This is a genomic window from Pseudodonghicola flavimaris, from assembly GCF_030164425.1.
Taxonomy (GTDB): domain Bacteria; phylum Pseudomonadota; class Alphaproteobacteria; order Rhodobacterales; family Rhodobacteraceae; genus Pseudodonghicola; species Pseudodonghicola flavimaris.
Genome location: NZ_JASNJD010000021.1, coordinates 67,851 through 84,396 on the forward strand (window position 1 = coordinate 67,851; position 16,546 = coordinate 84,396).

Annotated in this window: 19 protein-coding genes; 13 read left to right on the forward strand and 6 right to left on the reverse strand. The window is 60.4% G+C overall.

The features are described 5' to 3' along the window. Positions 1-13: 13 nt before the first annotated feature. From QO033_RS20630 to QO033_RS20650, 5 genes are all read right to left on the reverse strand, one after another. Positions 14-1,360, reverse strand: coding sequence for a multicopper oxidase family protein (locus QO033_RS20630; RefSeq protein ID WP_284482812.1), 1,347 nt, complete (start codon positions 1,358-1,360; stop codon positions 14-16). Positions 1,361-2,100: 740 nt separating this feature from the next. Further along, on the reverse strand, positions 2,101-3,057 hold the full coding sequence (locus tag QO033_RS20635) for a cation diffusion facilitator family transporter (RefSeq protein ID WP_100161023.1): 957 nt from the start codon (positions 3,055-3,057) through the stop codon (positions 2,101-2,103). Beyond that, the gene (locus QO033_RS20640) at positions 3,047-3,802 is read right to left on the reverse strand and encodes a transglutaminase-like domain-containing protein (protein ID WP_100161091.1); all 756 of its coding nucleotides are present in this window, start codon (positions 3,800-3,802) and stop codon (positions 3,047-3,049) included. Before QO033_RS20640 ends, QO033_RS20635 begins: the two co-directional genes overlap by 11 nt. A gap of 95 nt (positions 3,803-3,897) precedes the next feature. Next, positions 3,898-4,476: a cation transporter gene (locus QO033_RS20645; protein WP_100161022.1), complete on the reverse strand. Its 579-nt coding sequence runs from the start codon at positions 4,474-4,476 to the stop codon at positions 3,898-3,900. 103 nt (positions 4,477-4,579) lie between these two features. Continuing rightward, complete coding sequence (locus QO033_RS20650) at positions 4,580-5,008, reverse strand: MerR family transcriptional regulator (protein ID WP_100161090.1); 429 nt, start codon at positions 5,006-5,008, stop codon at positions 4,580-4,582. A gap of 171 nt (positions 5,009-5,179) precedes the next feature. Between QO033_RS20650 and QO033_RS20655 the strand changes: the two genes are divergently transcribed. Genes QO033_RS20655 through QO033_RS20715 form a run of 13 tightly spaced genes read left to right on the forward strand, consistent with a single transcriptional unit; the run spans position 5,180 to position 15,792 of the window. After that, positions 5,180-5,782: an SCO family protein gene (locus QO033_RS20655; protein WP_240620836.1), complete on the forward strand. Its 603-nt coding sequence runs from the start codon at positions 5,180-5,182 to the stop codon at positions 5,780-5,782. A gap of 5 nt (positions 5,783-5,787) precedes the next feature. Beyond that, positions 5,788-6,210 (forward strand): disulfide bond formation protein B, encoded by a 423-nt coding sequence (locus QO033_RS20660; RefSeq protein ID WP_284482818.1) that lies wholly within the window; start codon positions 5,788-5,790, stop codon positions 6,208-6,210. Then, positions 6,207-6,866, forward strand: coding sequence for a DsbA family protein (locus QO033_RS20665; protein ID WP_088665016.1), 660 nt, complete (start codon positions 6,207-6,209; stop codon positions 6,864-6,866). Before QO033_RS20660 ends, QO033_RS20665 begins: the two co-directional genes overlap by 4 nt. Positions 6,867-6,889: 23 nt before the next feature. Beyond that, entirely contained in the window at positions 6,890-7,357 is a 468-nt protein-coding gene (locus QO033_RS20670; RefSeq protein ID WP_100161019.1) for a copper chaperone PCu(A)C, read from the forward strand. After that, positions 7,357-7,983, forward strand: coding sequence for an SCO family protein (locus QO033_RS20675; protein ID WP_100161018.1), 627 nt, complete (start codon positions 7,357-7,359; stop codon positions 7,981-7,983). Before QO033_RS20670 ends, QO033_RS20675 begins: the two co-directional genes overlap by 1 nt. Continuing rightward, complete coding sequence (locus tag QO033_RS20680; RefSeq protein ID WP_284482813.1) at positions 7,980-9,353, forward strand: M23 family metallopeptidase; 1,374 nt, start codon at positions 7,980-7,982, stop codon at positions 9,351-9,353. The genes QO033_RS20675 and QO033_RS20680 overlap by 4 nt, the downstream gene beginning before the upstream one ends. Positions 9,354-9,356: 3 nt before the next feature. Next, complete coding sequence (locus tag QO033_RS20685; RefSeq protein WP_100161016.1) at positions 9,357-9,812, forward strand: DUF411 domain-containing protein; 456 nt, start codon at positions 9,357-9,359, stop codon at positions 9,810-9,812. A gap of 12 nt (positions 9,813-9,824) precedes the next feature. Beyond that, a complete protein-coding gene (locus QO033_RS20690; protein ID WP_100161015.1) occupies positions 9,825-10,607 on the forward strand; it encodes a ZIP family metal transporter in 783 nt (260 codons plus the stop codon). Between the two features lie 28 nt (positions 10,608-10,635). After that, a complete protein-coding gene (lspA, locus tag QO033_RS20695) occupies positions 10,636-11,094 on the forward strand; it encodes a signal peptidase II (protein ID WP_088716097.1) in 459 nt (152 codons plus the stop codon). Further along, positions 11,061-12,674 carry an apolipoprotein N-acyltransferase gene (gene lnt / locus QO033_RS20700; RefSeq protein ID WP_100161014.1) on the forward strand — a complete coding sequence of 538 codons (1,614 nt, stop codon included), beginning with the start codon at positions 11,061-11,063 and terminating at the stop codon, positions 12,672-12,674. Before lspA ends, lnt begins: the two co-directional genes overlap by 34 nt. After that, complete coding sequence (locus QO033_RS20705; protein ID WP_100161013.1) at positions 12,665-12,832, forward strand: hypothetical protein; 168 nt, start codon at positions 12,665-12,667, stop codon at positions 12,830-12,832. The genes lnt and QO033_RS20705 overlap by 10 nt, the downstream gene beginning before the upstream one ends. Positions 12,833-12,892: 60 nt before the next feature. Beyond that, complete coding sequence (locus tag QO033_RS20710) at positions 12,893-14,794, forward strand: penicillin acylase family protein (protein WP_284482814.1); 1,902 nt, start codon at positions 12,893-12,895, stop codon at positions 14,792-14,794. After that, positions 14,791-15,792, forward strand: coding sequence for a cytochrome c oxidase assembly protein (locus QO033_RS20715; protein WP_100161011.1), 1,002 nt, complete (start codon positions 14,791-14,793; stop codon positions 15,790-15,792). The genes QO033_RS20710 and QO033_RS20715 overlap by 4 nt, the downstream gene beginning before the upstream one ends. A 219-nt stretch (positions 15,793-16,011) precedes the next feature. On the opposite strand, the gene QO033_RS20720 is transcribed toward QO033_RS20715, so the two are convergent. Then, positions 16,012-16,524 (reverse strand): L,D-transpeptidase family protein, encoded by a 513-nt coding sequence (locus QO033_RS20720; protein ID WP_035367119.1) that lies wholly within the window; start codon positions 16,522-16,524, stop codon positions 16,012-16,014. Positions 16,525-16,546 lie beyond the last annotated feature (22 nt).

Here is a 16,546-nt window from a genome sequence, read left to right on the forward strand (position 1 = left end):
AAGTGTGTGAGTTTCAGGTTTTGGTCGTACCAGGTTCGACACGGATGACGCCCATCATGCCCGCCGCCTGGTGTTCCAGAATGTGGCAATGGAACATCCAGTCACCGGGATTGTCCGCGGCGAAGGCGATCTCGACCCGTTCTTCGGGTGCCATCAGGACGGTGTCCTGCCATTCGCGATACCGAGTCGGTTGTCCGTTGCGGGCGATCACACGGAACGAATGCCCGTGAAAATGGATCGGATGGTGCCAGGCGGTGCGATTATCCATCTCGAACACGTGCGACGTGCCCTGCGGCAGGACCAGCAAGGGGTCCATCATATGACCCGTCGCGGCTTCTCCGTTGATGAACCACATGTTGCCCTCGCGCATCTGGTCCATCATCGACCCCATACCGCTGCCCATCATCATCTGCCCCATCATTCCGCCGTTGAAGACGATCTGGTGCCGCGCGGCCGACGCCATGTCCGGTTCGGCCAGCGGGTTGGGCGGCAGGTCCATCGACCAATCCGGCACACTGTCCCGCAGCCTGTCAGGCCCGTAGACGAGATCGACCAGACGGTATTCGAGGCCTTCGTAGAAGACATCGGTGACCGTGACGGCCTCTCCGGGTTTGCCGGTCATGTCGATTACCAGATCGACACGCATCGCCGGGCCGATCACCACGACCCCGCCGTCAGGGGCATGGGGCGTCACGGGTTGACCGTCCAACGCGACCACGACTGGTTCAAAATCTCCAAAATCCAGCCCGAATATCCGCGCGTTCGCCGCGTTGATTAGCCGCAAGCGGATGCGCTCACCGGATTGCACCGAGATCCGTTCGGGGATCTCACCGTTGATGGTCACGGAATTGCCAATACGACCGCCGTGCATCGCGTCATGGCGGTTGCCGAAGTCATCCGACAACTGCCCCGCCCGCGTCATGCGCCAGTCGTCCAGCATCCAGGTCAGGTCCCGATCCACACGGATCGGGTCCGCCTCCTCGACGATCAGCGGCCCGTAAAGGCCGCGTCCGACCTGTTCGGAACTGCGCTGGTGCGGATGGTACCAGAACGTGCCCGCATCCAGCGCATCGAATTCGTAAAGGAATTCGCCCGCGACGGGGATCGGGTCCTGCGTGAGGAACGGCACCCCGTCCATCGAATTGGGCGTGCGGATGCCATGCCAGTGGATTGTGGTCCCTTCATCCAACCCATTCTGAGCCAGAACCCGGATACGGTCGCCTTGCCGGACCCTGATTTCAGGTCCGGGGACGGATCCGCTATAGCTCCAGACATTAGTCGGGCCGTATGGCAACGGTCGCAGGGCGGCCTGTCCGGATGCCGCGCGTAGCACGAAGGGGTCCCCTGTTGGATCGGCCATCGCCATTCGTGCAGGTGATAGAGCGGATAGGGCTGTGAATGCGGCACCTGTGCGAAGCACGTGCCTTCGTGAAATCGGTCTGTGGAGGATCATCGCAACTGCCTTGATCTGAAAGGGTCGCACTCAGCCAGCTTCGGCCAAGGCAACAATCAGGCCTCGCAGCAGGCGAGGCCGGTTTCAGGTTCAGACAGGCAGTTTGGGAGGGAATGGATCAAGCGACGGATTCGTGCCGAGTGAGATCAGAGGTTCGGCACCCCGGACGGCAGTACCAAAAGGCCTCGTGAGCCGCGCTGACGGCATCTTGGCAAGGAGGCCAGAAGTACCGCTGGAGCCGCAAGGAACAGGACGCCCACCTTCACAGGCAGTGCCCTCAGCAAATCCGGTGGGATCGCACCCGCCGCAACGGCCATCCGCGCTTTCGGTGGGTTCCATCTGCGCCATAGCCGTGATTGACATACTGGCCGACGACATATCCGGCGCAGTCACTGCACCGAAGGTCAGCATGAGAATCAAAACAAGGCGAAAAACGCAGGTCATACAGTTACTGCTACAACCTTCCAGCAAGGGGAGGTCAAGTGACATTCTGTAACTTGGACGTGATACCCCTGTAGTGTATCCGCCTCAGACCTTCGCTACTGCCCTTCGCAGCCAGTTGCTCATGCAAAGGTTCATCAGTCCACTTGACGTTGGTCGACGTCAACTTGCCGTCGCAATTGAGGAAATGATATCCTCATGCTCGGTCAGCTTTTTTCGTGAGTATGAGTTTCCTCCCCATCTCTCGAATTACCGTGACCATAGAGATCGGCGTTCTGATGAGCGCGATCCTCGTGCTCGAATTCGAGGCTGGAATGGCTGATGCCGAATTCTCCCTTCAGCCGCTTCTTGATCGCGCTCTTGATCTCTTCAATCTTCGACCACCCCTCGGCTGCCACGACGACATGACAGTCGAGCGCAGCCTCGTGCTCTTGCATTTGCCAGAGATGGACGTGGTGGACGTCGGCGACGCCTTCGACTTTCCGCATCGCTTCGACGACGGCCTCGTTGTCGATGTCCGGCGGGCTCCCGAGCATCAGGGTTCGGATTGGGCCGCCTATTTCAGTGAAAGACAGATACAGGATGTAGATCGCGATGCCGATGGTGATGGCAGGATCGACCCAACGCATGTCGTAAAGGATGATCAGCGACCCAGCGACGATAACCGCGACCGAAGCAAGCGCGTCCGACAGGTTATGCAGGAAAAGCGCGCGGATGTTCACGCTGCCCTTCTGCATCGAATAGGTCAGCATTGCGGTCAGCGTGTCGACCACAAGCGCAATTCCACCGAGAATGACGACGGTCCAACCCATGACTTCGGGTGGATCAATCATGCGCATGCCACCTTCGTAGATCAGGTAGAAGCCGATCAAAATCAGGGTGGTGTAGTTAACCAGGGCTGCGACGATTTCGACCCGACCATAGCCGAAGGTCATGCGCTCATCGGCTGGGCGGCGCGCGATCTTGCGTGCGGCGAAGGCAATGACAAGCGAGGCCATATCGGAAAAGTTGTGCAGCGCATCGGCGATCAGTGCCAGACTGCCCGAGAATATGCCCCCGACGGTTTGCGCAACGGTAAGAAGCCCGTTCGCCCAGATCGCGATGGCAACCCGCCGATCGCCGGAATCCGGATCGATATGCGCGTGCCCGTGGTCATGTGGCATTGGCAGGCTCCTCATGCGCGTGTGTCGCGCGTCGGTCAGTCTTGAGGCGGTCGCTGCGGAAACCACGAACGCGCGCATTCATCCAGTGGCGTATGATATGACGGTAAAGGGCACCACGCAGCCATCCAAAGGATTGCTCATGGGAAAAATAGAAGGCGTCCGGCGTATCAAACACGCCGAAATCCTGCACGATGCCGGTTTTCTGAATGTAGGTATCTTCTCCGTTCCAGGCGACGGGAGGCGCGCCAAGGCAATCCGTGCCCGCGCCATAACCGCAGAGACTGTCCGTGTCCGAGAAAGACGTTTGCAGGACTTTGAGGAAAGCGTCATCCAGGATGAAGCCTTCAAGGTTGATCCAGGCACCTTGAAATTCGATCTCGACCCATGAGTGGAGAATTTCCTGCGGAGCAAGCGGATACACCAGCTCAGGGACAACACCGCGCTGCAAGCCTTTGTGGATCGTAAACCCATGCAACCGGCAACGAATGCCGACACCACGCAGCAGCGCCATCAAGAGCGTGCCTTTGGTATTGCACTGCCCGTAGCCGTCGGAAAGCACTTCGGATGCGGGGATGTCGTCAGCTCGATTGTATCCGAACGCGATTTCATTCCGAACGAAATCATAGGCAGCTCCGATCCGATCGTATTCGGATAAGCCGCGCCAGCTGCGGTTCTCAATTAGATGCGCAAGAGGCGCGGCATCAAAATCCAGTAGTTTGGTGGGTACAAGTAGGGGGTCGGTCATCTGCAACGGGTCGCTCCTCGAATCGTCTTGGAACAAGACTAGTTGCTATAGTCACTATAGCTTCAACCCTTTCTTTCAGAAAGAATCTCCCGCAACTATTTGTCCGTGTGAACCGCTTTGTGGTGTTCGCCGTGTGCGTCGCGCAGGATGTCGATACCGCCCCAGGCCGCGATCCCGGCGACGATCACACCGACGACAAGGTCCGGCCAGTTGGTTCCTAGCCAGGCGACGAGGCCACCGGCCACGACGATCCCGAGGTTCGCGGCGAAATCGTTGTAACTGAAGGTGTTGGCCGCGCGGATGTTGACATTTGGATTTTTGAGCTTAGCGAGCAGCCAAACGCAGACTGCGTTGATAGCCGCCGCGATCAGGGCCATTGCAAGCATGATCGTCCCGAGCGGATCTGACCCACCGATGTAGCGGCGCCACGCATCGTAGAGGATGCCTGCAGCGAACAGGATCAGCAGCCCGCCGGAAACGTTCGCCGCCCCGCGTTTCCATTTGGCGGATCGGGACAAAGCGAAAAGGCTGATCGCGTAGACGAAGCTGTCGGAGAGGTTATCGAGCCCGTTGGCGATCAGGGCACTTGAATCGCCGAAGGCGCCTGTTGCGAAAAAGGCCACGGCCAAACCGATATTGAGCGCCAGAACGATCCAAAGCGTCCGTCTCTCCATTGAATCTTGTCTAGCGGCCATTTTGTGGTTCCAGCTTGTGTTGTACGACACATTAACTTCTGCGGCTGATCTGCGTTCCAGCCGGAATGTTGGCTGAATTCCTTCAGGCCCCGATTTCCTCGTGTTCGGTCAAGCATTCCGAATGGTCCCGCAACACCTCAAGCACCTTGCAATCTCCCGTCCGCCCGCCGCTGCATTCGTGAACCATGCGTTTCAGTTCCGTTCGCAGCGCCTTCAGGCGGGCCATGCGCTGCTCCACCTGTTTGAGCTGGCGACGCGCGATGGCATCAGCCTCATCACAGGGCCGGTTGGGATGGTCGCTGAGGTCGAGCAGCTCGCGGATCGCAACGAGCGAGAAACCGAGTTGTCGCGAGTGGCGGATGAAGGACAGTCGATCAAGCTGTGCATTGTCGTAGCGCCTCTGTCCGCCTTCGGTCCTGCCAGGTTCGGGCATGAGTCCGATCTGTTCGTAGTACCGGATGGTCTGCACTTTTGTGCCAGTCTTCTTTGACAGAGTACCGATCGTGAGCATTTTCGCCTCCATGAAAAAGGTACAGTTTGTGTAGGTTTTGCCGTCGGAATAAACAAGTGTCGGATTCACAGACGCGTGAGTTCAAGCTATACCATAATTTCGTGCTTGAACCTCTAGCGGCTAGAGGATGTATCCGCACATGCAATAAGAATCAAAAACAGGCAAACAGGATTGTCCCTCACATCGGCACAGAAGTTTCTTTGGGTTTTGGCAGGCGTGGCAGCGCTTGCCTTCGTATGGCTTTTGCTATGGTCCGATTATCGTGCCGATAGCGCCCGAACCGACGCCGAACCGCCTTTTTTCGCTGAGTTCGAACTGACGGACCACCAGGGTATGGTTCAAACCGAGGAGGACTTTGCGGGGCGCTGGATGCTGGTTTTTTTCGGCTTTACCAACTGCCCCGACGTCTGCCCGACGACCCTGTCAGAGGTCGCGGCGGTGATGGACGGTCTGGGCGACGATGCCGCCAAGGTCCAGCCGATTTTCATAACAATCGACCCTGAACGAGACACGCCCCCAGCACTCGCCGAATACGTCCCGCTGTTCGATGCGGGCATCATCGGGCTGACGGGCACGCCGGAACAGATCGCCGCCACGTCCGAGACGTTTCCAATCTTCTTTGAGCGCGTCGAAGAGGCCGCAGCGCCGGATGGGTACACGATGGGCCACACGTCGCATCTGTTCCTCTTCGACCCCGAGGCAGGTTTTGCCGACTCATGGCCCTATGGCACCCCGGCCGAAGAGATCCTCGCCGATCTGGAAGAGAGGATTTGACCGACATGAACCGCATATCCGGAGAAACAGCCCTCGGGCTGGCGTGGATCATCGCGCTCGTCGCCTCGCTTGCCGTGCTTTTCATCGGCGAGGTGCTGGGGCAGACGCCCTGTGTGCTGTGCTGGTTCCAGCGCGCCTTCATGTTCCCCTTGGCCATTGTCCTCGGGCTCGGCCTTTGGTGGCGGGACGGCCGCGTGGGACGCTACGGCATCGCATTGGCGCTTGGCGGCGGCGCAATCGCCCTCTGGCACATGGGGCTGTACGTCGGTCTTGTTCCCGAACGCATCCAGCCCTGCACGGCCACCGGCCCCTCTTGCACCGATGACAACCAACTGGTCTTCGGCGTCCCGATCCCGCTGATGGCGCTCGCCGCCTTCGCGCTGATCGGGGCGCTGTCGGCCCTTTCATTGAAGGACACACGAACATGAACCGACGCGGCCTGATCCTGTCCGTTCTCGCCCTCGGCGTCGCCGGTTTCGGCGGAGCCACCTGGTTTGCAACCCGCCCCGGCCCGGTGACCGAAGCGGAGCCTGTTGCGCCGGAACTCGCGGACGCGATGATCCGCCCCTACTCGCCCATCCTCGGGCCTGCGGAAGCGCCCGTCACGATCGTCGAATTCTTCGATCCGGCCTGCGAGGCCTGTCGCGCCTTTCATCCCATCGTGAAGGACATCATGGCCGAGCATGGGGATGCTGTCCGCGTCGTGATCCGCTACACGCCCTTCCACGGCGCGGCATCCGAGGAAGCGATCCGCGTGCTCGAGGCGGCGCGCATGCAGGACGTTTACGTGCCGGTGCTCGAGGCCGTTCTGCGGGAACAGCCGAGATGGGCGTCGCACGGTGCCCCGGCGCCTGGCCTGATCCTTCAGATCGCCGCCACGGCCGGACTCGATGCCGAGGCCGCGCGCACGCAAATGCTGGCACCCGATGTCGTGGCGATCCTGAACCAGGATCGTGCTGACGTCGAGACCGTGGGAATTCGCCAGACGCCCACATTCTTCGTGAACGGCAAGCCGCTCGATCCGTTCGGGGAGGCAGAACTGCGCCGATTGGTGGCTGCCGAAGTCGCTGCCGCGCAAAGCTGAATGGAAAGGGCAGGATCAGAACGATGAAAGAAAAGATTTTGACTGGCGCGCTGGCCGCGCTTTTGACCTTTGGAGGGCTTTCGACGCCCGTTGCGGCCGACTCGCAGGAAATCTTGGTCGATGACGTTTGGGCCCGGGCTACAATTGGCGTCAGCCGCCCGGCTGCCGTTTACTTCACACTGAGAAACACAGGCGGCGACGCCGTGAAACTGATCGGCTTTGAGACCACGATAGCTAAACGCGCCGAAGCACACCGCTTGAAAATCGACGCAAATGGGATCTCGACCATGGAGCCTGCGGGGGAAATTCTTCTCAGGCCGGGCAACGATTTGGTTTTCGAGCCAGGCGGTCTGCATATCATGTTGATGGGTTTGCAAGAACCGCTTGTTGAGGGCGACAGCATTCAACTCGATCTCCTGTTCGACGACGGCGGACGTATGCCAGTCAACGTGAGAGTGAGAGGTATTGCCGCTCGTGGCCCCCGAAATTGATGCGACGACGGGCGATCCTGGGGTATGGCGTGGCCGGTGTCGGGGCGGTCGCCCTGATGCTCTTCGTCGGTTGGTGGCAGGTCGATGGTGCGGGTGGACCCGAACCTGTCGGGCAGCGGCCTGTGGCTCTGACCGAGATGGATTTCCGTCTGACGGATCATGAGGGCAACGCGGTCGGGCCGGAAACCCTGATCGGGCGCCCGACGATGGCGTTCTTCGGCTTCACCTACTGTCCCGATGTCTGCCCGACCACGCTTTCTGACATTTCGGGATGGCTCGACGATCTGGGAGACGAGGCCGGCGAGATGAACGTGGTTTTCATCACGGTCGATCCCGAGCGCGACACCGTCGAAACGATGGCCGAATATGTCGGCTACTTCCATCCTGCGATCCGTGGCTGGACGGGGCCGGAGGAGCAGATAGCGCGCGTCGCGGACGGCTTCCACGCCACCTACGAAAGGGTGCCGACGGAGAGCGGCGATTCCACGATGAACCACAGCGCGAGCGTCTTCCTGTTCGCAGCCTCTGGGCGGTTCGTCACCATGATCGACTATCACGAACCCAGAGAATTCGCGGTGCCGAAAATTCGCCGCGCGCTGGAAGAAGAAACGGAGGGGGCGACATGAGGCTCAGAACTATGGCGGCTTGTGTCGCAATTGCGGGGATGGTTTCGGGAGCGGCTATCGCCCTCTCTGATTTCATGTCGAAAGAACCCGTGCCGCCGGAACTTGCCTCGGCAGGTAAATGGATGCCCCAAGGTCCTGAAGCTCCCCAAAACGTTGACATCCTCGTGACGCTGCCCGCGACGGCATGGGCAGAAGATGCACCCGACCTCGGCCCCCTGCCCCTTCTGCAGGTCGCGTTTGCCGACAGGCCCGTGCAGGCGATCAAGCCACCCCTGTCGACATGGTCGCGCGACATTGCACCTGGCGAGACGCTCGATTTCTTGCTGTCTGAAGCTGGTCTTGCGGCACCTGACAGAGCCGAAGTTGCCCTCGCGCTTGGCGCGGAATACGATCTGCGACGGCTGCGGCCGGGGCACTCGGTCACTGTTGCTTCGACCGTGGACGGCAGCCCCCGCACCGTCTCACTCGCCGTCGAGGACGGAGTGCGGATCGAGGTGGTTTTCGGCGAGCAGTTGTCCACACAGGTCGTGGCTCCGGATCCGGAGATCGTAACCCTTGCCGGCGAAGCCGTGATCGACAGCTCGATCTTCGCGGCACTCGACGAAGCCGGCATACCCGCCCGTTTTTCCGTGGACCTTGCGCAGATGCTGGGTGGGACCGTGGATTTCCGCCGCGAGATGGCCGGTGGCGAGACACTAAGGCTTCTCTGGCGCGAGGCGCGTGTGGGCGAGGACAGGATCGGACAACCCGATCTTGCCTTCGCGGCATTGGAGATCGGCGGTTCGCTCTATGAGATCGTATGGCCTGACGACGGCAGCGGTCAGGCGACGATCTACGTCGATGGCGAGGTGCTGCGCGTCTTTGCACAGCCGGTCGAGGGTGCGCGCCTCAGCTCGGTGTTCGGGCGCCGCACGCATCCGGTCTTTGGCAACGTCCGGATGCACACCGGCGTCGATTTCGCAGCGGCACGTGGGACACCGGTTCAAGCGACGGCACCGGGGCGGGTCAATTTCATCGGCTGGCGCGGCGGATATGGTCGCGTGGTCGAAATCTTGCACGGCTCCGACACCATGACGCGCTACGCGCATCTGAGCGCCGTGCCGGAAGACTTGGCACAAGGCCAACGCGTTGCGGCGGGAGACGTGATCGGCCGCGTCGGCGCGACTGGCACGGCGACAGGTCCGAACCTGCACTATGAGGTGCTCGTGGATGGGCGCCCGACTGACCCCCTCTCTGACGACCGGCTCGCCGAAGCGGCCGAGAGCGATGCGGATGATACCGCCGCGCTCTCGCGTCTGGCCGAGGCGCGGGCGCTTCTGAATGAAAACCTCGGCAGCGAGATTGCCAAAACGACAACCGAAAGGCTCTGACCCATGAAACGCATGACGCAAGCTCTTGCCATCACGCTCGCCCTGTTCCCAGCGGCCCAGGCCCTCGCAGAGGCAACGGCGATCGACGTCCGCAAGACCAACGGTTGCGGCTGCTGCCTCTCGTGGATGAACCACCTCGAAGAGAACGGTTTTGTGCCGACCGGCCAGGACATGTTCGGTGGGTCGCTGGTTCGCTTCAAGCTCGACAACGGCGTGCCGCAGCGCATGGTCTCCTGCCACACCGCGCTCATTGACGGCTACGTGATCGAAGGCCATGTACCGGCCGCTGACATCCGCCGCCTTCTCGATGAGCGCCCGGACGCAGTCGGTCTCGCCGTGCCTGGGATGCCCTATGGCTCGCCCGGCATGGGGCCAGAAGACGACCGCGAGGCCTATGATGTCATCCTCATCCGCGAGGACGGGTCGACGGAAGTCTTTTCGAGCTACGCCGAAGGATAATCTGGCCCGCCCATGGAAAACCTCTCTCCGATCATGCTCGGCTTCCTCGGAAGCCTTGCCGCCGGATCGCTCACGGCAGTCGGAGCAGTTCCCGTGTTGTTTGGACGCATCCCGTCGCGGGCCACACGCGATCTGTCGCTCGGCTTCGCTGCCGGTGTGATGCTCGCCGCTTCCTTCTTTTCGCTGATCATCCCGGCATTGGATGCGGCCGAGCCGATGTTCGAGAACGGTGCGATGCCTGCGGCCATCGTATGCGTCTCGATCCTCTTGGGCATGGGGGCTGTCGCCATGATGAACGAAAAGCTGCCGCACGAGCACTTCAAGACGGGACGCGAAGGGCCCGAAGCGGCGTCTCTGCGGCGGGTCTGGCTGTTCATCATTGCGATCACGATCCACAACTTCCCCGAAGGCCTTGCCGTGGGGGTCGGCTTCGGATCCGGAGGTATGGAGGGCGGTCTGCCGCTCGCCATCGGCATCGGGCTTCAGAATGCGCCCGAAGGATTGGCCGTCGCTGTATCTCTGCTGGGCGAGGGATATCCGAAGCTGCGCGCCTGGGGCATCGCGGCGCTGACTGGCATGGTCGAGCCGATTGGCGGTCTGCTCGGGGCCGGCATCATCACACTGTCGGAACCGCTGCTTCCATGGGGTCTGGCCTTTGCCGCGGGCGCAATGCTCTACGTCATTAGCCACGAAATCATCCCCGAAACCCATCGCAGCGGCCATCAGAACAGGGCGACGCTCGGTCTCGCAGTCGGGCTCGTTCTGATGCTGTTCCTTGATGTCTGGTTGGGATGAGGCAATGTCACTAAACAAGGTATCTCCGATGATCGGCGTCTTCGCAGCACTTGCTGCGTTCGCGATCGATCAGATCACCAAAGCCATTGTCGTTGCGAATGCCGTCACTTTAAGCGCCGGGATTCCCGTGTTTCCGGGATTCAACCTCGTCTTTTATCGTAATGACGGCGTGACTTTCGGGATGTTGGGCGGCGCGCCGTGGTGGAGCCTCATCGCTCTCGCTCTTGCCATCTGTGTTTGGCTGGGGGTTATGCTGTTTCGCGCCGATAATGCGGTCGAAACACTTGCCTATGGCGCGATCATTGGCGGAGCCCTGGGCAATGTTATCGATCGTGTGCGGTATCGGGCTGTAACAGACTTTCTCGATTTCTACATTGTCACAACACATTGGCCTGCCTTCAACATGGCCGATATATTTGTTGTCAGTGGCGTGGGGCTCTTGCTCGCCGCGCCATGGATCAGCGTGCGGCGTCCGATCAAATCGTGAAGCCGGAAATTCTGAACCGCATAGCACTGCGCCACCGTTTGCTTTCGCGGATGACGCTTGGTTTCGTCGCCGGGGCGCTGACCGTTCTGACTTTCCCGCCTTTCTCGCTTCTCCTGCTTGTTCCCGTTGCCTATTCCGCGTTGTTTGTCGGTCTTCGCGATCTCTCCTTCGGGCGCGCTTTCCTCGTCGGCTGGGCGTTTGGTCTTGGCCAGTTCGGTTTCGGGATTTCGTGGATCGCGGAAAGTTTTTACGTCGAGGCCGAGCGGTTCGGGACGATGGCGATCCCGGCCGTCGCGGGATTGTCCGCAGGTCTCGCGATTTTCCCGGCCATTGCCGCCGCGCTTTTCGCCGAAATCACGCGGCGCGGAGCCATGGGCAGTCTCTTGGCCTGCCTCGCGTTCGCGACCTCCTGGACCGTGGCAGAGTGGTTGCGTGGTCACGTTCTGACAGGGTTTCCATGGAACCTCGCCGGCTACGCACTTGTAGACTACGCCGCCCTTCGCCAGACCGCCGCCTGGGTCGGAAGCTATGGGCTAAGCTTTCTCACCGTGTTCGTCGCGGTACTCCCCGGCGCGGCTGTCATGGCGTCCGGGCGGCAACGATTGACCGTTTCGCTCATGGCGCTGGCCGGCATCGCGGCTATTTGGGCCGTCGGGACGCTTAACCTCCAGTCGGATACACAACAGCCACCCGGTGTCGACCTGCGCATCGTTCAGGGCAACATTCCCCAAGGGGAGAAATGGGCGCCCGAGAACCGCGAGGCGACCTTCGCGCGCTATCTTGAGCTTTCAACCCGGCCCGGCGATTTCGACGTTCTTCTCTGGCCGGAAACCGCCTTTCCGGGTTTCCTCGATGAGGATACGGAGGCCCGGGCCCGCATTGCCGCTGCGCTGCAAGACGGCAGGGTGCTGCTCACAGGTGTGCCGGACCGTGTACCGAGCGAGGATGGCACCCGATATTTCAACACGGTTCAGGCATTTGACGAGACCGGCAGAATCCTGACCGGATACGCGAAACACCATCTCGTGCCCTTCGGCGAATACGTGCCATTCCGCGGCTGGTTGCCGATCGAGCGGCTGACAGCGGGGCTGGGCGACTTTACGCCCGGTCCGGGCCCGCGAACGCTTGCGCTTCCGGGTCTGCCGCTGGTCGCCGTGGCGATCTGCTATGAGATCATCTTCCCAGGCCATGTGGTCGACGACCTGTTCCGACCTGACTGGATTTTCAACGCGACAAACGACGCCTGGTTCGGCACCAGCATCGGACCCGAGCAGCATCTGGCTTCCGCACGGATGCGCGCCGTAGAGGAAGGCCTTCCTGTCATCCGAGCCGCGAATACGGGCATCTCCGCGGTCATCGACGCGAACGGTGACCTCGTCGCGCGGCTCGGCAACGGAGAAACCGGTGTAATAGATGCGGCTCTGCCCTCTGCTCATCCGTCAACGCTCTATGCGCGCTTCGGCGACTGGGCGCTGCTGGCTCTCATCTTCACTACTTGGGCCGTGGGACTGGCTGCAGGTCTGGTCGGCACACACCGGTGCAACAAGAGAACAAGAACGGAGAAAAAGTCATGCTGGTAATCGCGGGCATTGTCGCGGGTGCGATCTGGGGTGGAAATCTGGCGCGACGCCGAAAAGGAAACCGGCTGGATATCCTCCAGTATGCGGCGAGTTCGGCGATCGCCTTCGGTCTTCTCACCTATTTCGTTTCGGTGGTCCTCTTGCGCATCTTTGCATGAGAAGGGTTTCGAAACGGCACCGACGTGAGACGTCTTTTCAACATATTACTGTACGGGTTCTTGGCGATCTGTATCACGGCATCGGTTGGTTCCGGGTTGGTCTATTTTCTGCTGAGCGCATCCGTTCCCGACTACAACGAGGACTTCTCGGTAGCAGGCTTAGGTGGACCGGTCGATATTCTGCGAGATGCCTCGGCAATCCCGCACATTACCGCGAGTTCCGCCGCGGATGTCTATTTCGCGATCGGCTTCGTTCATGCGCAAGACCGACTCGGTCAGCTGTTAAGGGCAAGGCGAATGGCCGAAGCTTCTTGGCCATCCGATGAGACATTGTCCGTTGCGCCAGCGGTCTCAGACGCGCTCGAATCCTATGCCGCCGGCGTCAATGCGTGGCTCGAGCTGGTGTCGGCGGGAGGGCGCGGCAGAGGCTCGCCGGAACTGTTGATCGCAGACGAACGGTCGATCGATGCCTGGACACCTGGCGATAGCCTGAGGATTGCCCGGTCTTTCCTGAATGGCCTGCGACCGGAAAGCGCACGGAAAGGAACGCCGAGCTTATCAAGTGCAATTATACCGTCGGATCGACCAAAAGTGCTCGAACTATTTGCGACTGATCCGCAGCAGCGCCTCGATGCATGGGCGATAGACGGTGACCGAACCGCTGCCGGGACACCAATTCTCGCCGCCGATATCAGCGGTTCCCTGTCGCTGCCCTCGGAATGGTATCTCGCCGATCTTCAGTTTTCGACAGGGCCGGCCATAGGGGCCACGATGCCGGGCGTACCTTTCGTTATTGTCGGTCGCAATACGCGCGTCGCCTGGGCCTTCCGGTCATTTCCCGTGCCAGACGAGGAGGCACCAAGGGGGCCGTCACCCGTGCAGGCGGCAGGTTTCCTGACGATGCTGGAGCTGTTCACGCGTTCGGCCGACGCGACCGATGCCATCGGAGTTGCCGCAGACATGTTGCCGAAAGGCATGGAGGCATTGGCCATTGACCGAGAGACCGTTGCCCGATGGCCAAAAGAGGAAGCCGTACGAGCGTTGTCATTTCGCGACATTCGACTGGCGGAGCTTGAAGCGCGGCAATCGATCTTCTCGACTGAAGGCGCCATCGGTGTTCAAAGGGACACCGTAAGTACCGTGGCGCGAACCCTGCTGCCCCTGATGGCGAAGGAGCTTTGGTTCGTGCAGTCCAGAGACAGCATCGAAGGCACCGATGCGAACGACCTTCGTCGTGAACTACTGGACAGGCTTGCGTCGTGGAATGGCGACATGGATCGCTATTCACCGGAACCTCTGCTGTTCTGGACTTGGCTCCGGGCTTTGCAGCAGCGCATTTTGAAAGACGAATTTCCGGCAGCGCAGCAACTCTGGACCCGTCCGAACCCGAACTTTCTTTATGCGGTACTCAGCGATCGTCGCGGTAGCGCAATCTGGTGCGACATCCGCCTATCCTCACCTCGCGAGACATGCGAGGAGCAGGTTCGCGTGGCCCTGGATGATGCCCTTGGCTGGCTGGTCGATCGATATGGGCGCGATCCCTCGACGTGGACCTGGGGGGAGGAGCATAGATTGGACATGCAGTGGTCGCCGATCAGTTCACGTGGGTTGCTGACCGACCTGCTGTCCCTTCAAGCGCCGATTTCAGGCGATCCGTTTACGCAATTCTTGACATCATTTGGTGTTGAAGAAGACCGTCCATTCCTTGTGAGTGCCGGAAGCAATTTTCAGGCGGTCATGTCGATATCGGAAGCAGCGGGATCATACTACATCACGCCCGCCGGACAGTCGGGACATCCGCTATCTCGATTCTACGACAATCTCTTTCCCTCGTGGATACAAGGCGAATACCTCGCCATGTCGACCGATCTGTCACTGGCCCGTGGCGGCGCTTCCGGGACCTCGCGGCTCACACCGGCTACCTCCGACAACCCTCGGATGAGCGAGGGCCAGAGCGAATGATCACGAACTTCTTCTTCCTTTACGACCCTTTCGGCTATGTGCTGTCACCGGTGTCGCTCATTGTTGTCGGTCTTACAGTATGGCTGTTTTTGCGTGGGCTCAAAATACACGCTCGCTGTCTCGGAAGGGTTTCTGGTTGGCGTCGAACCGCCTTCTTTGTCGGCCTCGCAGCCGTCCTCGTCGCGACGAACGGGCCGCTCGCGCCATTGGGGCACAGTCTGTTTTCGGTACATCAGGTCGAGCATCTTCTTCTGCGACTGGTAGGACCGCTTCTTATCGCGGTTTCTCAGCCCTGGCTTGGCCTTCAAGCCGGATTGAAAAGGGAAGGGCGCCGACGCCTTGCCGCGATTGGGCGTGCGCGCATCCCGCGATTCTTGGCGCTTCCTGCATCTGCCACCTCCTTGTTGATTGGTGCGCTTTTCGTCTGGCAGATCCCGATGATCTACGCCCTTACACAACGTATTGCGGCGATGGAAGCGCTGGCACATCTGTCTATGGTGCTTGCTGGGCTTTGGTACTTTGCTATGCTGTTCGATCTGCGTGATCCGCCTGAAGGAGCGCGGCGCGGCGCTCGGCTGATGTCAGGGTTCCTGGTGGTCGTTTCCAACATCCTTCTGGGCTCCCTGAAAACGCTCAAGGAGGTGCCCCTCTATGGATCAGAAATCATCGCAGCGAGCGGTGGTCGACTTCGCGCCTTGGCTGACGAGACAATCGGTGGCTACGTAATCTGGGTCCCGTCGTCGATGGTTCTCATCGCGGCAATCATTCTGGTGCTGAACGGCTGGAACGCGGCGGAGGAACGGCGCTGGACGTCCCGCTACGACCTGATGCGCCAATCGAATGCGGCGGCGCTCGAGTTTCCGGAAACCGCGGAGGAACTGCGTCTGAAAGTAGAGAAGCCGAACCGGGACATGGGCCGTACGCTCGCCCTTGGCGCATTCTCCATGTTCATGGTTGTCATGATTACCGTCGTGACCATCGTCTATGCCCTCGGATAGATTGAATTCGACATGAGACCAGACGCATTCTTCTCCGCTAGGGCCCGCCTGTTTCGCCACTGCCACGGCCGGACACATATTGTAGTGTCCTTACGCGTACCGGGTGCTTGCGCTGGCCCACGGCGGCGAGCGTCACTTTGGCCGTGATCGCCATCGAAGTGATCAACGTGGCCCTGTGCCGACGATTTTCCTGATCTGACGGAAGATCATCTCCTCCCATCAGGCGTAGATGTCGATCGGTGTTCCGTCTTTCACCATTGCATAGATGTCCTCGATCTGCCGATCTGTGACCGCGATGCAGCCAGCTGTCCAGTCGCGGACATCCGTTGGGTCGATCCCTGGGCGTGGACCACCATGGATGAAGATGTCGCCGCCGGGGGAAAGGCCCTGCGCTTCAGCGAAGGCTATGTCGGCCTCATTCGGATAGGAGATGCCAACCGAAAGATGATACGTACTGTCGGGGTTGCGCTTATCGACTACGTAAGCGCCCTCAGGGGTCCGGCCGTCTCCCTCGAATTGCTTGTGACCCTCAGGAGCGAAACCCAGCCCGACCGGATAGGTTTGCAATACGCGATCGGCTCCGTCCAGAACAAGCAAACGCTGCCCCTTGTAAAGCCGAACACGGGTCACCTCGGGTCCGCCATAGCTGCGGAACTTGCTGGCACAGCCAGACAAAAACGCTGCCAACCCGCCCAACAGGACGGCGCGGCGGGGAAATCGGATGGTTTTCACTGCTCGATGCCTCTTTCGTGAG

Excerpts from the sequence above, each read along its gene's own strand:
- QO033_RS20670 (WP_100161019.1), top strand. The coding sequence starts at position 6,890 with ATGAAAGAAAAGATTTTGACTGGCGCGCTGGCCGCGCTTTTGACCTTT.
- QO033_RS20715 (WP_100161011.1), top strand. The coding sequence starts at position 14,791 with ATGATCACGAACTTCTTCTTCCTTTACGACCCTTTCGGCTATGTGCTG.
- QO033_RS20685 (WP_100161016.1), top strand. The coding sequence starts at position 9,357 with ATGAAACGCATGACGCAAGCTCTTGCCATCACGCTCGCCCTGTTCCCA.
- QO033_RS20680 (WP_284482813.1), top strand. The coding sequence starts at position 7,980 with ATGAGGCTCAGAACTATGGCGGCTTGTGTCGCAATTGCGGGGATGGTT.
- QO033_RS20640 (WP_100161091.1), bottom strand. The coding sequence starts at position 3,802 with ATGACCGACCCCCTACTTGTACCCACCAAACTACTGGATTTTGATGCC.
- lnt (WP_100161014.1), top strand. The coding sequence starts at position 11,061 with ATGGATCAGCGTGCGGCGTCCGATCAAATCGTGAAGCCGGAAATTCTG.
- QO033_RS20650 (WP_100161090.1), bottom strand. The coding sequence starts at position 5,008 with ATGCTCACGATCGGTACTCTGTCAAAGAAGACTGGCACAAAAGTGCAG.
- QO033_RS20665 (WP_088665016.1), top strand. The coding sequence starts at position 6,207 with ATGAACCGACGCGGCCTGATCCTGTCCGTTCTCGCCCTCGGCGTCGCC.
- QO033_RS20660 (WP_284482818.1), top strand. The coding sequence starts at position 5,788 with ATGAACCGCATATCCGGAGAAACAGCCCTCGGGCTGGCGTGGATCATC.
- QO033_RS20690 (WP_100161015.1), top strand. The coding sequence starts at position 9,825 with ATGGAAAACCTCTCTCCGATCATGCTCGGCTTCCTCGGAAGCCTTGCC.
- QO033_RS20705 (WP_100161013.1), top strand. The coding sequence starts at position 12,665 with ATGCTGGTAATCGCGGGCATTGTCGCGGGTGCGATCTGGGGTGGAAAT.
- QO033_RS20635 (WP_100161023.1), bottom strand. The coding sequence starts at position 3,057 with ATGCCACATGACCACGGGCACGCGCATATCGATCCGGATTCCGGCGAT.
- QO033_RS20630 (WP_284482812.1), bottom strand. The coding sequence starts at position 1,360 with ATGGCCGATCCAACAGGGGACCCCTTCGTGCTACGCGCGGCATCCGGA.
- lspA (WP_088716097.1), top strand. The coding sequence starts at position 10,636 with ATGATCGGCGTCTTCGCAGCACTTGCTGCGTTCGCGATCGATCAGATC.
- QO033_RS20675 (WP_100161018.1), top strand. The coding sequence starts at position 7,357 with ATGCGACGACGGGCGATCCTGGGGTATGGCGTGGCCGGTGTCGGGGCG.
- QO033_RS20645 (WP_100161022.1), bottom strand. The coding sequence starts at position 4,476 with ATGGAGAGACGGACGCTTTGGATCGTTCTGGCGCTCAATATCGGTTTG.